Origin of the sequence: Dictyoglomus thermophilum H-6-12, assembly GCF_000020965.1 — a bacterium.
Classification (GTDB): domain Bacteria; phylum Dictyoglomota; class Dictyoglomia; order Dictyoglomales; family Dictyoglomaceae; genus Dictyoglomus; species Dictyoglomus thermophilum.
The window spans coordinates 1,931,937-1,947,317 of record NC_011297.1; the positions used below are offsets into that span (position 1 = coordinate 1,931,937).

General features: G+C 31.6%; 11 protein-coding genes and 1 pseudogene. 4 read left to right on the forward strand and 8 right to left on the reverse strand.

What is annotated here, in order from left to right; all coding sequences use genetic code 11:
- Positions 1 to 22: 22 nt before the first annotated feature.
- The gene (locus DICTH_RS09515; RefSeq protein WP_012547705.1) at positions 23 to 1,105 is read right to left on the reverse strand and encodes a glycoside hydrolase family 11 protein; all 1,083 of its coding nucleotides are present in this window, start codon (positions 1,103 to 1,105) and stop codon (positions 23 to 25) included.
- Positions 1,106 to 1,440: 335 nt separating this feature from the next.
- Here DICTH_RS09515 and DICTH_RS09520 point away from each other — a divergent pair, with 335 nt between their 5' ends.
- The gene (locus DICTH_RS09520; protein ID WP_012548467.1) at positions 1,441 to 3,201 is read left to right on the forward strand and encodes an ABC transporter ATP-binding protein; all 1,761 of its coding nucleotides are present in this window, start codon (positions 1,441 to 1,443) and stop codon (positions 3,199 to 3,201) included.
- Here DICTH_RS09520 and DICTH_RS10435 read toward each other — a convergent pair.
- The 6 genes and pseudogenes from DICTH_RS10435 to DICTH_RS09545 form a co-directional block, all read right to left on the reverse strand.
- The gene (locus DICTH_RS10435) at positions 3,198 to 3,716 is read right to left on the reverse strand and encodes an FmdE family protein (RefSeq protein ID WP_407919143.1); all 519 of its coding nucleotides are present in this window, start codon (positions 3,714 to 3,716) and stop codon (positions 3,198 to 3,200) included. The genes DICTH_RS09520 and DICTH_RS10435 overlap by 4 nt on opposite strands.
- 27 nt (positions 3,717 to 3,743) lie before the next feature.
- Positions 3,744 to 4,133, reverse strand: a pseudogene (tsaA, locus tag DICTH_RS10440) (tRNA (N6-threonylcarbamoyladenosine(37)-N6)-methyltransferase TrmO); the annotation flags it as partial.
- A 20-nt stretch (positions 4,134 to 4,153) separates the two neighbouring features.
- Positions 4,154 to 5,014 (reverse strand): aldo/keto reductase, encoded by an 861-nt coding sequence (locus DICTH_RS09530; RefSeq protein ID WP_012546972.1) that lies wholly within the window; start codon positions 5,012 to 5,014, stop codon positions 4,154 to 4,156.
- An 87-nt stretch (positions 5,015 to 5,101) separates the two neighbouring features.
- Positions 5,102 to 5,866 (reverse strand): ABC transporter ATP-binding protein, encoded by a 765-nt coding sequence (locus DICTH_RS09535; RefSeq protein WP_012548224.1) that lies wholly within the window; start codon positions 5,864 to 5,866, stop codon positions 5,102 to 5,104.
- Positions 5,863 to 6,885, reverse strand: coding sequence for a FecCD family ABC transporter permease (locus DICTH_RS09540; RefSeq protein WP_012547137.1), 1,023 nt, complete (start codon positions 6,883 to 6,885; stop codon positions 5,863 to 5,865). The genes DICTH_RS09535 and DICTH_RS09540 overlap by 4 nt, the downstream gene beginning before the upstream one ends.
- Positions 6,886 to 6,889: 4 nt before the next feature.
- Entirely contained in the window at positions 6,890 to 7,996 is a 1,107-nt protein-coding gene (locus DICTH_RS09545; protein ID WP_012548504.1) for an iron ABC transporter substrate-binding protein, read from the reverse strand.
- Between the two features lie 127 nt (positions 7,997 to 8,123).
- On the opposite strand from DICTH_RS09545, the gene DICTH_RS09550 reads away from it, so the two are divergent.
- The gene (locus tag DICTH_RS09550; protein WP_012547277.1) at positions 8,124 to 9,047 is read left to right on the forward strand and encodes a response regulator; all 924 of its coding nucleotides are present in this window, start codon (positions 8,124 to 8,126) and stop codon (positions 9,045 to 9,047) included.
- On the opposite strand, the gene DICTH_RS09555 is transcribed toward DICTH_RS09550, so the two are convergent.
- Positions 9,031 to 10,395 (reverse strand): HD domain-containing phosphohydrolase, encoded by a 1,365-nt coding sequence (locus DICTH_RS09555; protein WP_012547380.1) that lies wholly within the window; start codon positions 10,393 to 10,395, stop codon positions 9,031 to 9,033. The two genes, DICTH_RS09550 and DICTH_RS09555, sit on opposite strands and share 17 nt — an antisense overlap.
- 70 nt (positions 10,396 to 10,465) lie before the next feature.
- Here DICTH_RS09555 and DICTH_RS09560 point away from each other — a divergent pair, with 70 nt between their 5' ends.
- On the forward strand, positions 10,466 to 12,880 hold the full coding sequence (locus tag DICTH_RS09560; RefSeq protein WP_012547876.1) for a hypothetical protein: 2,415 nt from the start codon (positions 10,466 to 10,468) through the stop codon (positions 12,878 to 12,880).
- 47 nt (positions 12,881 to 12,927) lie between these two features.
- On the forward strand, positions 12,928 to 15,366 hold the full coding sequence (locus DICTH_RS09565; protein WP_012547059.1) for a hypothetical protein: 2,439 nt from the start codon (positions 12,928 to 12,930) through the stop codon (positions 15,364 to 15,366).
- Positions 15,367 to 15,381 lie beyond the last annotated feature (15 nt).

Consider the following 15,381-nt stretch of genomic DNA (forward strand, 5'->3'; position numbering starts at 1 on the left):
CAGCTCCTAAACTTCCCCCTCCTTACTGTATCAACAGATAATCTGCATAAACATCCCATGTACCATTATCAGCAGTAACTACAATTTCCACTGTATGAGAACCTGCACTCACGTATACATTGTCTATAGGAGCCTCCCAAGGATATGTTCCCTGATAATAGAACGTACCTACTGTCCTCCCATCTATTCGTAAATCAACTCGAGCTAAATTATTGTTATTTCCACATCCTCTTAACCTGAAATTATAGTTACGACTTGCTGGAAAGTTTACTGTAGCTCTTGCACTATCTCCATTTGCATAAAGAGCTATACCATTAAATGGACTTGTAATTCTCGATACATAGGGCCCACTTAATGACATGTTTTCACATTCTATTCTAGTAGTTGTTGTACTACCACTACTGCCACCACTACTTCCACTACTGCTACTTTGAGAAAAAGTATTTTGTGTTATATTAGCCGAACCACTGCTTTGATATCCTTCAACACAAAGAGTAATTTGATCAATAGTACCAAGGTTTAAACCTCTATTTGCCCATGCCCTAAAGTGATCTGTTACAGTGACTGTTCCACTTGTTCTCTTAGATGTCCTTACACTCCAATATTGATCAAAAGTAGCTGTACCGACAATAGATGGCTGATTTACACGGGTAGTTCTGTAAATGTCATAGGTACCACCGTCGATAGTAACCTGTCCAAGAGAGGTTGCACCTGGTGGACGCCAATTACCCCAACTCTCTACAATATAAAACTCTACTAAGGGATTAGTAGACCAACCGTAGATACATAAGTAGGAGTTACCATTAGGATTATATGTGGCTGAGTAGGTGATTCTAATAGTGCCTAATGACTGCCAGTTTTGGTTATACTTCTTACCCGTTCTGAATAATGCATTGTTTATATTGCTCCACTGACAGCTAAATCTTCCTTGTGTGTATACAGTCATGGTTGTATTCCCTGAATCTTTCCATAGTTCATAGTAGTAGCCATCAAAAGTACCGCTTGCATTACTTGTTAGTGTTATAGACGTTTGAGCATGAACTTGTGTATATACTGCGACAAGTAGTACGACTAAGAGCAACTTACTAAGTTTTTTAAGAAACATTTTACGCACCCCACTTTACTTTAATTTTCCCCTTAACGGCTACGTAGCCTCCTCGGGGTCGTTCTTAAAATCGTTTTTATTTTAAAATCGTTTTTACAAACCTTTAAATAATTTTAATAAAAATTATATGAAAGAAAAAAACTTTGTCAATATCCAATGAAAAAATTACATAATGAAATTAATATTGAGAAAAACAAGATTTAAGAAAAACACATTTAAAAAATGAAACTATTTATATTTTTCATAAAACTATTTTAGGATTTTTACACAAAAGTAGACAAACTTTATTTTTTGTATTAAAATAGTTTGATAGCTAATTATTGGAGGTGTTAATTTTGCGCTATCTTTTGAAACTTATTAAAATAGCGAAACCTTACTGGGGATATTTAATAATATCTGCCATAAGTCTTCTTATATTAACAGGCTTAAACCTTATTGGTCCATGGCTTATAAGAAGCCTTATAGGAATTATTACAAATATTAGCCAATATCCCAATGCAAGGGTAGATATAATAAGAATATCCCTCATCCTTGTTTTATCTTATATTTTAGGCATAATCTTTCAATTTTTAAGAAATTATTTTTCTCATTACGCAGCATGGCATCTTGTAGCAGATGTAAGAATGATGGTTTACGATAAACTACAAAACTTATCTTATAGATACTTTGTAGATAAACAAACAGGACAGCTTATGTCAAGAGTAGTAAATGATACAGCAAATCTTGAAATGCTAATTGCCCATGCAGTTCCAGATCTAATAAGTAATTTACTAATACTTATAGGCATTGCTGTAATACTTTTCATAATAAATCCCATATTAGCAGCTCTTTCTCTCATCCCAATTCCTTTTCTACTTCTTAGTAGTACTGTATTTGCTAAAAAAATTATGCCCATATTTCGTAAAGCTCAAAAAGCTCTTGCAGATCTTAATGCAGACCTTCAAGATAATCTTTCTGGTATAAGAGAAATACAACTTTTTAACAAACAAGAAAAAGAATACAAAAAGATAAAGGAAAAAGTATATAACCAAATACACGCACTCCTTTCTGCCTTAAAACTTAGTGCCATATTCCATCCCACTGTTGGATTTTTAAGTTCTTTAGGAAATTTAATTGTGGTTTCCGTAGGTGGAATAATGGCCCTTTCCGGCAAGATTCAGGTTCAGGATATTGTAGGATTCTTACTTTATCTTGGTATGTTCTATCAACCTATAAATGCCCTTGCCCAAATTCTTGAAAATGTTCAGCAAGCTCTTGCAGGAGCAGAAAGAGTCTTTGAAGTTTTAGAGACAGAGCCAGAGATAAAGGAGAAAGAAAATGCCACTGAGCTCAAAAACGTAAAAGGCAAAATTACCTTTGAAAACGTTACTTTTTCTTATAACCCCGGAGTACCCGTATTAAAAAATATCTCCTTTGAGATAAACCCTGGAGAAATGGTAGCCTTTGTTGGTCCTACAGGTGTAGGAAAAACCACCATAATGTATTTGATAAACAGATTCTTTGATCCTGATTCTGGAAGGATAAAAATCGATGACATAGACATTAGAGACGTAACCCTAAAATCTCTTCACGAGAATATAAGTATGGTGCTTCAGGATGTATTTCTATTTAATGGTACCATTTTTGAAAATATAGCCTATGGCAAAGAAAATGCAACCCTTGAGGAAGTAATAGAAGCTGCCAAAATAGCTCACGCCCACGAATTTATAGAGAGACTTCCTAAGGGTTACTTCACAGAAATAGGAGAAAGAGGAATAAAACTTTCTGGAGGACAAAAACAGCGACTGGCTATTGCAAGAGCGGTTTTAAAAAATGCTCCTATACTTATTCTTGATGAAGCCACATCATCAGTAGATACAGAGACTGAGAGTGAGATTCAAAAGGCTATAAATAACTTAGCTGGGACAAGAACTATTCTAATTATTGCCCATAGACTTTCTACTGTAAAAAGGGCAGACAAAATCATAGTGCTGAAGGATGGAGAAATTGTTGAAATAGGAACCCACGAAGAGCTTATGAAAAGAAAAGGTCTTTACTACAAACTTTGCTCTGTGCAATTTGCTGAAGATAAAATGGCAGAAATCGTTAGAAGCTAATCCTTTTCAAAACAATCTATGCAAACAATTTTACCATCTTTAATCCTCATACTTCTTTCTGAAGCCTTTTCTCCACAAATCTCACACTTCAAAGAAGGATATATCCTCGCTTTTTTAGGAATATCATCTTTTGGTGGTTGAAAATCAAAGATATCTTCTACATTCATCCTCAAAAGCTCCTCGGTCCATTCCTCTCTGTTTTCTTTCCTAGGAAGATCCTTCAATACTATTCTTACTCCCTCTCCTGTGTCTCTCCTAAAAAAAGTAAAAGCCTGCTTTCCTCGATCTTTAAAAATCAAGTTTCCCTTTCCAAAAGTACAACCTAAAATGTATTGTATAGCATCTACTCCACAAGCATTATTCTCTGTAATACAAACCACTTCTTCATCCTCAGAAAAAGTAAGCTTAAGCTTCAAAACTGCCGCCTCGGCAGCCCTATATCCTATGGCAAGTCCTGGACAAGAATGTCCATGAAAAGATACACATTCATCCCATAGTGCAGAATTAAAAACTATTCTCTTTCTCGGTCTTTTTATAGCATCAATATCATAAGAATACACCTTTATATCAATAAGAGGACTCTTATCAAGAGCATCAAGGCCCAACACATAAATCTTATTTTCTTCTATTTTTCTTATCTCTCCAATAGAAAAAGCAATAGGATTAGGTCTTGAAGGAGACCTTGTGGAAAAAACCCCTTTTTCCTCAGGACCCCATGGGGTTATAGTCTTTAGCTTATCCCTATCTGCCCTATCAAACCAGTAGAGGACTATTATATGTTTTACATTTTCCAAACCTTGCATTGCATCTTTATATTCTTCAAAAACCTCTATAACAGACTCTTTTAATTCTTTAGCCCATCTACCTTGAAAGGGAGCCTCATCTTTAGTCTTATATGGACTGTGAATAACTCCAATAGGTCTAAGCTCCATATAAAACCCCCTTCTCCCAATTAAATATCAAGTTTTCTTGAAGTAAGCCATCTTACAACTTCAGGATCTCTGTGAGAAAAGAACGCACTTTCCTTTTTATCTAATGTTTTAATCTTTTCCATATCCTCTTCTGATAGTTCAAAATCAAAAACACTCAAATTTTCCATCATTCTCTCTTTTTTAACAGTCTTAGGAATTGCTACAATATCTCTCTGTATTAACCAACGCAAAATTACTTGAGCTACAGTTTTCTTATACTTTTCAGCAATAGAAAGCAAAACTTCATTTTGAAAAATATTATTTCTTCCTTCAGCAAAAGGTCCCCAAGCCTCGGGTTGAACATTATTTCTTCTCATAAATTCAACATCTTCATATCTTTGATAAAATGGGTGTATCTCAATCTGATTCACAGCAGGTACAATCTCATGAAAAGCAATCAAATCCATAAGACGATCAGGATAAAAATTACTTACTCCAATTGCCCTTACAAACCCATCCTTATAAAGCTCTTCCATAGCTTTCCAAGAACAATGAACATCTCCAAAGGGTTGATGAATTAAATAAAGATCAATATATTCCAATTGCAGCCTCTTTAATGATTTCCCAAAAGCTTTTTTTGTAGATTCGTAACCCGTATCTTGAATCCATAACTTGGTAGTAATAAACAAATCTTCTCTCTTAACTATTCCCTCCTGAATAGCCCTCTTTATTGCCCTACCAACTGCCTCTTCATTCATATAAGAAGCAGCTGTATCAATCAAACGATAACCTACCAATATAGCATTATAAACACACTCTTCACACTGCTCAGGGGGTATTTGAAACACCCCATATCCCAATATAGGCATTCTAACACCATTATTCAGTATTATCTCTTTCATCTTAAATACCTCCTAATCTTATTAACTCCTTTTTTGAATATCTTACTCCTTAGACTTAGCTCCAAGGCAATAGCAAATACATTTATCTTAGGAATATACTGTTAGCGGTACTACTATAGGGATATCGTTTATTTTATTAATAACTACTTTTACTTCATAAACTTCTTCAATAATATTTTCATTTATTACATCCATTGTCCCCTGAGCATATATTGTGTTATCCTTCAAAAAGATAAACTTATCACAGAATCTCAAGGCTAAATTTATATCATGAAGCACCACAAGAGCGGAAATATTTTTATTTTTTACATAATCTCTTATAATTTGCAGTACTTCAATTTGATTCTTTAAGTCTAAATTATTGGTAGGCTCATCAAGAAGTAAGATTCGAGGTTCTTGAGCTAAAGCTCTCCCTATTATCACCTTTTGAAGTTCTCCTCCTGATATTTCACTAACGCTTCTTAAAGCAATCTTTTCAAGTTTCAACTCCCCAATAATCCCTTCTACTATCTGAAGATCTTTCTCTGTAGCATCCCACTCAATATGAGGCCTTCTTCCTAAAAGAATCACATCGAATACTGTAAGATTAGAATAATCATATTTTTGGGCTACATATCCAACAAGCTTTGCAATTTCCTTTCTTTTTATACTTCTTATATCCTTTTTATTTAAATAAATGACTCCCTTTTGAGGAGAGAGAATTCTATTAATACATTTTATAAGCGTAGATTTTCCTGCCCCATTATTTCCAAGAATACCTACCATTTCTCCTTCCTTTATAGAGAAGGTTATATCTTTTAAAACAGGTATACTTCTATAGCTGAAAAAAATTCCTTGAATTTCGAGAATCATCTCCTAAACCTCACAGATAGAAGATAAAGAAAGAAAGGAGCACCAAGCAGAGAAGTAATAGCTCCTACAGGAAGTACTATAGGAGAGATTATGGTTCTTGCTAAAGTATCAGCTAAGAGTAAAAGCAAGCCTCCGAAAAGAGCAGAGGCAGGGATAAGAAATCTATAATCATTCCCCACAAATCTTCTCACAATATGAGGTGAAATAAGTCCCACAAAACCTATAACCCCAACTCCAGCGGTTATTACTGCAGAAATTAGAGAGGTTACAAGCATAGAGACAATTCTTTCTCTCTCCACGTTAACTCCAAGACTTTTTGCAGTCTCGGCCCCACTTTCTAATGCATTATAATCCCATCTTTTTAAAAGAAAATAGAAAATACCTAAAACTACTACAACAAATATTATCCTTATCTCTCTTAACGAAACTCTTCCTATATCTCCAAAGGTCCAAAAAACAACCGTAGCAATCTTGAGTTCATCGGCAAAATATTGAATAATAGTGGTTAAAGCCGAAAAAAGTGAGGAAAGAGAAACTCCAGTAAGAATCATAGCTTCCGGTGTTACCTTGAATTTTGAAGAAATAAGAATGATTAATAAAGTAGTCATCATAGCACCTAAGAAGGCAAAAAGAGAAGTTAAATAAGGAAGGGTTTGCCTAAACAATACAACAGATAAAGTTACTCCTAAAGCTGCCCCTTGAGAGATACCTAAGGTAAAGGGAGAGGCCATAGGATTCCTCAAAACACTCTGAGATATACATCCCGCCACTCCAAGGCCAACACCTGCCAAAATAGCTCCAATTACCCTTGGAATCCTTATCTGCCATACAATCAGACTTAATCTATCATCGCCCTTTCCAATAAGAAGTTTAACAAAATCCAATAAATTAACTCCTGAAGACCCTATATTTAAAGCAACGATAGAAAAAACTATTATGAGAAAAATCAATAAAAAGATAAACAAGAACTTTTTTGCTGTATATTCTTTATACTTTTTTATAGTAATTCCCTGTTCCATGATTTCACTCTTCAAGATTTACTTCTTTAAGATTTCCATAAGTTTTTACAAATTCTGGATAAATTTTCTTGCCTCTTTCTCCAAAGAAGAAGGTATAAATTTCTTGTGCTTTATTTTCTATGTCCAAATCTTTAAATTTATCAGGATAAACTACCTTTGCCACCCAAAACATATCTAATATAGCAGTATCAACATTGGTATTATAATTGTTATATGGATATATCCCATATATACTTCTATTCCTATAAGCTTTTAGAGCTTTATAAAAATTAGGATTTTTCTTAAAATCATCCCTAACAAGGTTGAGATTTCCAAGATCAACAAAGATTATATCAGGATCCCAAACCAATAACATCTCCTTCTCTATAAATATACTTCCCTTTTTACCAAGAGAATCTGCCACATTCTTTATGTAAAGAGGAGTAAAAATGGGAAAATATCCCTGAGTACTCTCTATACCCCTTGCTCCTTTGAACCCCAAGGCTCCAACATAGACGGAGGGCTTATTCTTATCTTGAATATATCTTGTCTTCAAAGCAAAGGAATTTCTTACGTTTTTAATATAAGTTATAATAGCAGAGGCTCTTGCCTCCTTGTTCAGTACCTTTCCAATAATTTCTAAAGACTTAAAAAGATCCTCATCAAAAGTCCCAAGAGTTCCGTAATTCAAGACCACTACAGGAACTTTTGTCCTTTCATACAACTTATCTGCTCCACTTTTATCAAGAAGCTGAATAACAAAAATCACATCAGGATTTACCGAGATTAATTTCTCAGGATCAGGTAAAGTGTCAGGACCTCCTTGCCCAATTATAGGGAGCTTCTCTATAATATCGAAAAATGCCATATTATAAGTCCTTCCAACAGTGTATCTTTTCTCAATATTTTCTACCCCTACAATTTTATTAAACTGATCTATATAACTCACAATCCTTAAAGCTCCAGGGCCAATAGCTACAACTCTTTTTACTGGCAGATTGATCTCTACTTTCCTACCCGCAAGATCCACTATAGTAACACTCTTTTTTGACTGAGAAAAGGAAAAGGAGGAAACAAGAATTAAAAACAGTAATAATAAGATAAATCTAAGAACAAACACATTCCTTTTCATAACTATCTTTTCACCTCTTAGTATCACTTTTTTAAAAAATTATAACACAAAAAGAAAAAGTTAAAAAGATTTGTGGTATAATAATTCCAAAGGTTTAGAAATTAAATGTGTATAAAAATAATACAAAATGCAACTCTCCGAAAATGACAAAGACATAATAATAGTAGAAGACTCTCCTACTCAGGCAGAATATTTAAGAAAGATCTTGCAAGACCATAATCTTTCCTCTCTTGTAGCTCTTTCTGGAGAAGAGGCTTTAGAGCTTTTAAAAAATAAAACTCCTAAATTAATAATATCTGATATAATAATGCCTGGAATTGACGGGTTTGAACTTTGTAAAATCGTAAAAAGTAATGAAAAATGGAAAGATATAATCATATTATTAGTTACCACTTTATCTCATCCTCAAGATATAGTAAAAGCTTTAGAAGTTGGCGCTGATGGTTTTGTAACAAAACCTTTTGATTCCAAATATCTTATAGCTACAATTCAATATCTCATCTCTCATAGAGAGTTGAAAAAACTTGGTTATACAGAAACAACTTTAGAAGTAAATATTATGGGAAAGAATTATACTCTCAGATCGACCCAAATTCAAATATTAAACTTATTACTACTTTCCTATGAAAAAGCTATTGAGAATATGGAAGAAATTCGGAAATTAAAACAGGAAATTGAAAGATTAAATAAAGAACTAAAAAAATTATATGAGAAAGACAAAGAGTACGATTTTCTAATCGAGGGAATTCCTATACCTATTATCATAATAAGAGACGTAAAGGGAGAGATTATAGGAGCAAATTCATCCGCTTTATCTTTATTTAACATGAAAAGAGAGGAGATTGTTAATAAAAATATTTTTGAAATATTAAAAACTACGACTTTCAATACCACCCAACTTAGAGAAACTCTTACACCCTCAAAAGAGAAAAGAAAGACTAAAATTAGCGCAATTCTGCCCTCGGGAGAATCTGCAGAGCTTGAAATTATAACTACCCCAATCTTTTATCAAGGATCCCCTGCTTTCCAACTTACTATAGTGAAAATTTAAATCCCTTCTCTCTAAAAAGTCTTACACAAATATCAACTATATTAGGATCGTATCTTATTCCCTTATTCATTTCTATCTCCTCTAAAGCCTTCTCAATTCCAAGAGGAGGCCTATAAGGTCTATGAGACGACATTGCTTCAACCACATCTGCTACAGCTACAATCTTAGAAGAAAGGCTTATCTCCCCATTTTTTAATCCCTCAGGATACCCTGACCCATCGAGTCTTTCATGATGTTGAAGTACAGCATGAAGCACTTCTGAAGGAAAATCTATATTTTTAAGCATGTTATACCCTATCAATGGATGAGTCCTCACTATCTCCATTTCAATATTGTTTAGTTTCCCTGGCTTATTTAAGATTTCTCCTGGAACTGCAATCTTTCCAATATCATGAAGCAGAGCCCCTATCCTAATAGCATCAACCTTATCCTTAGGCAATCCCAACTCTATCGCAATAGCCTGAGAAAGTTCTGCAACCCTCTTTTGATGATAAGAAGTGTAAGAATCTTTATACTCCATTATTGAGGAAAGAGCATTAATCACTTGATTATACAAAGAAGTAATCTTATTAAGACTTTTCCTTAAATCCGCTTCCAATTCTCTTTCCTTAGTCTTATCAAGAACATATATCAAAACCCTTTCTTTTCCAATAGGATAAATATAAGTATTTATAAATCTTATCTTCCCAGTAGGATCAATAACTTCAATCTCAAAATTTAGATTTAAATCCCCCTTGTAAACCTTTATAAGCGTATCCTTAAGAATGTTTAAACTTTCTTCTGTAAAAAAATTAAATATATTCTCTTTAAAATTATTAAAATTAAATCCTTCATAAGTGTAAGTTTTCAAGAAACTCTCATTTATGCGAGTAACTTTTATTTTTTCTATAATCTCATAAATAACCTCAGGATAAATCTCAAAATATCTATTAATCTCGTCTCCTGCAATCTTCTTTAAGGTTCTAAAATAATTAAATAGATCTGAAAGATCTACCTCAACTATAGGAAATGGGCTTTGAGATATAAAAGAAGAGTAATTTTCATAAATATAGGTTAAAAAGAATCCATCATAAACAGCTACCACTCTAAAATCATAATCTGAAAAGGGTAAAACCCTTACAAATACCTTTATTTTTTCTCCATTCTTCTTTGTTAAATAGGTTTCATAACCCCAATCTAACTTCCTCCAAGAGCTAAAATCCTCAAAGATTTCATATATATATTTATTTTTAATTTCTTCTCCTTTATATCCTGACTTCAGCTCAAAATTTAGATCGCACTCCAAGATTAATCCCTGAGAGTTTATAATAAAAATACCACCATTTAGATTTTCAAAAAATTCTCTCATAATATTAATTCTCTTAAAGTTTCCTTTTTCCTGAAGAAATTATATCATAAATTAATATATAATATTTTCTATGAGAAAGAAAAAATTTTTAATAACAATATTTTTTATACTAATATCGTTGTCATCTCTTACTTTTGCTCAAAGCATGAGTTTCAGTGGAAACATTTATATAAATTCATATTACGCATACTTTATAGGAGATCCTTCTCTTAGCTATCTTTCTTCAGATATACAAGAAGGAATATATTTTCAACAGAATTCCCACTTTTCTATAAGTTATATTTCAAAAAGTTTATCTTTAAACTTTGAATATAAATCTCAGCCCAAGGAAAAAGTAGAATCTTCCATAAAAATTGGCGATTTTTATGGAAATTTCAGCAATGAACTCTATAAAAGTATTTCTCCTCTCACCCTTTACAATAAAGTCCTAAATGGTATTTATGGAATATATGAGAAAGAAAAATTAAAGGTCGATCTAATATTTGCCAAAATTGAGGGAAGAAAAAAGACAGTAAAACTTAACGGAAACAATACTGAAGGTCCCTATTTTATTGGAGATTTCTTTTTAATCCCTTATAAAGAAAAAGTTTACTTAAATGGTAATCTCTTAAAAAGAGAGGAAGACTATATTATAGATTACACCTATGGAATAATTTATTTTAATTTTATAATATCTTCTCAAGATGAAATATTAGTAGAGTATGAGATCTCAGGAACAACTGAAATTTACAATATATTAGGTATAGGCATAGGCTACTCTCCATTTAAATTAAGCTATATCTCCTTACAAAGCACATCTACAAATATAAGAAGAAGCTTTATAGAAGGATCTCTTACTATAAAAAGAGATGAAAATAATTTTATAGAATTAAGAAATTCTTATGCTTTTCTTGGAAATAATTATTCTGGCTATGCTAACTATTTGAGATTATCCTTAAAAGGAAATATATTGAATGCCAACCTTGAAATTATAAATTCTACAGAAAGCTATCCCTACATACCAGAAATACTTGGAAATCTCAACCTTACTCCTGGAGATCAAAAGTTAAATTTTAATTTAAATTTAAACCCATTAAGTTCTATTAATTATAATTTTTTATACAACACAAGTAAGGATAATATAAAATGGTCTCATAATATAAATATTAAGCTCACTTCCTCTCAATTTTCTCTCTCCTACCGAAGGGAAAATGACAAAGAAATTCAAGGCTTTAATTTTACATACACCCCCCTAAACCTATGTGGCTTAATTCAAAAAATCAATACTTCCTCTTTTATTAAAGAGACCTATACTTTCTCTGTCTCTCCCCAAATTGGAAACTTTAATTCCTCTTTTCACTTCTCACAAAATAATCAATTAATAGATTCCTCTTATCTAAAAGAACAAGTAGTAGGAGGAAGTATAACTTTAATAGGAAAAATCTTTGACTTTTCCATAGGTGGAAAATACAAAATAGAAGAAAATTTAGATCCTCAAACTCCTATTCCAGTCTCTCAAAATTTTATCACCGATGGTGAAACTTATATGTTTGAACTTCAATACACTCCTCTTCAAGACTCTATAAGCTTGTATATAAATAACATATACGTTAAAAACAATGAAACTTTTACCTACTATCTCCCAGACCATACAACCAAAACTTACACAGTAAATTATTACCTTTACAACAACACTGTCTTTGTATTTTTCATTGATGAAGAAGGAGAAAATCCTCCTCCAGCAGGCCTTAACATAACTATAAATTATCAGACTCTTCTTCCTCAGAAGATTTTTTTACAAAATATCTTCTCAAAGATAAGAGTAAAATACCTTAACTTGAACACATTATTAACTCTTCAGAAAAATAACGATAATAATCTCATATACCACAACATATCTTTATATACCTATGGAATGCCTGTAAAAAATCTCTGGCTAAGCCTCACAGCAAATAAAGATATAGAAATAAAAAGAGGAAATCTAACCTTAAATAGTAATTACTATCTCAAACCTTCTTCTTTAAATTTCAATCTTTATTATAACGAGAATGAAAATATAGAAACCTTATCTTTAAAGACTAATCTAAATCTTTCTATAACTCCTTACAACCTTATTCTCTATTGCGAATACTATCAAAATCTCTATTATGAAAACTTCTACAAAAATATTTCCTTATCCTTGGAATTAAAAAGATCATTTTCTTTTGGAGATCTTAAGGCAAAAATCATTAAGAGCAAAAAAGAAGCCTCTTACTCACTACCTCCTTATAAAAAGGACACTCAAAGCCTATCTATATCAAGAGCAATCAATGAATATCTAAGTAGTGAAATATCCCTATCCTATGAATGCTATAGCAATAATGCAGAAAACTACACAATAACTCTATCTATAATTCCTATAAAAACTTTGCCAAATTCACTGTTTTTTATAAGATATTCGCAAAATAAAAAAGATACAACTTTGCACATCTTGCAACTTGGAGGAAATATATCCTTAGATTTTTAACCTTATCCAAATTACAAAAATAAAAAATTTTATGTATAATTTTTACTATGAAAAACGTTTTTCTAATAATATTTATAATCATATCACTCATTTCCCCCTCCTTCTCTCAGAGTCTCAATGTAAATGGAAATATTTACACAAATACGTATTTCTCCATATTTTCAGGAGATTCGTATCTTTTATCTCTTACTACCGATATCCTTAAAGGAATATATATTTATCAAAACTCTCAATTTTTCTTAAATTACCACATCCCCAAGTTTACTCTTGATTTTTCTTACATATCTCATCCTATAGATACTATGGAGTTATTTTTAAATTTATCGGAATTTAAGATTAAATTTAGTAACATCATAGACCTAACCCTTTCTCCTCTTTCTCTATATAATAAAAGGGTTAATGGAGTTTACACATCATACAGCAATAATCTTTTCTCACTACAAAGCCTAATTTCTAAAATAGAAGGTGCTAAAAAATATAAAAAATTTTACGGAGACAATACTCCTGGACCTTACTTTCTTCAAGATACATCTATCACCCCTCTTAGTGAAAGAATATATTTAAATGGAAACCTTCTACAAAGAGACTTCGATTACACTATAGATTATAGACAAGGAATATTATTATTTAACTTTGTAATCACACCGAATGATCTAATAGTTATAGAATATGAATCCTCTAACATAAGTGAAATTTACAATCTTTCGGGAATATCTATAGGGATGAGCTTTCTAAACTTATCTTACCTCAACATAGAAAATCCAAGCAATAATACCAAAAATAATTTTTTAGAAGTAGGCATAAATATTGAAAAAGATGAAAATAACTTGATAAATATTAGAAGATCTTTTTCTTTTAATAATTGGGAATATTTAGGACACGCAGATTATTTAAAATTGGCGTTAAGTAAAGATTTTCTAATAACTTCTTTTGAATACTTATATGCAGATAAAGATTATTCCTATAAGCCTGAGATTTTAGGAAATAATAATCTTGTACCAGGCTCAAAATATACCTATTTAAATCTAAATCTATTCCCTTTTTCACCTTTAAGTTATTCTTTTAATTTAGAGCGGAAAAATAACACTGAAACAGAATATTCAAAACAAAATCATAATCTTATATTAGATACCAATAATCTCAAAACAAAATTATCCTATAGTTACAAAAATCAAAAAGAAGAAATTGAAATAACCTATACATATAACCCTCTATCCTTAAATGGTATGTACAAAAAAAATATTACAACCCAGTCTATAAGTGAGACTTACAGTATTTCTCTCTCCCCAATAGCAGAATTTTTAAACCCATACTTTATATTACAGTCTAGCACTCAAAATTATTATGACAAATCTTATCTTAAAGACCTTTCTTACACCATAGGAATAAATATAAGGGCTAAAAATTTTGAATGCAATATAGGAGAAAGCTTTAATAAAAAAGAAAACTTATCCTCTAAAGAATATATCTATTTAGCTCAGATCTATATGACTGATGGATTAAACTATTCTTTTTATTTTTCATACACTACCCTCGATATAAGCTCCGTAAGTGTCTATATTAATAACATCCCTATTCAAAACGACAGTACCTTCACCTATCTTCTCCCTGATGGTACCTCCAAAACCTACAGAGTAAATTTATATATCTACGAAAATAGAGTAGATATTTTCTTCCTTGATAATGAAGGTATACATCCTCCTCCTCCAGACCTTTCCATAACCGTATACTATCCAATAGCCATTCCTCAAGAAAGCTACCTTTTAAGTCAAAATTTACAGTTAAAATTTATAAATCCTAAAAGAAGTTTTTCTATATCTTTGCAGAGAATCGAAAAAGATCTCAACTATGAACATATTATAAATTTATCGACTCAAGGTACAATCTTTGAAAACGCTTGGTTAGATCTGGCAAATATTTATAAATTTTATGAAAAGAATAACCGATTCTCATTTAAATTTGTGTATTCTTTCACCCCTTCCTACTTATATTTAGACCTCAACATAAATAGTTTTCCCTATGCAAAAACAATAACTTCTAAATTTAATCCAGTATTGATTTGGGGAGAAAACTTCCTAAACCTTTCCTTCGAATATTTTGAAAATACATACTACGATATATACTTTAGGTTCCTCTCTCTCATCCTAGAAGTTAAAAAGAAGATTTCCCAAAAAGAACTAAAACTTCGACTTCATAAAACATGGAGAGAATATACCCCATCAACTAACCTTGGTACTTATTTATTAAATTCCGAGTCTATAAACCTTTCGGAGGATCTTCAGAGAGGAAAATATGAGTTCTCTTTAGTCCATGAAAGATATAATACTGGTTTAGATAAATATTTAATAACTATCAATTATATACCTAAAAATCTTTCTCAGAAATTTTTGTATAATTATTTCTATTTAAAAGGAATATATCATAGTTTAGCTCTAAATCATTCTTTTATTCTCCAAATAGGAAGTAATATTTCTGTGAGTTTTTAAAATAGACATAAATTT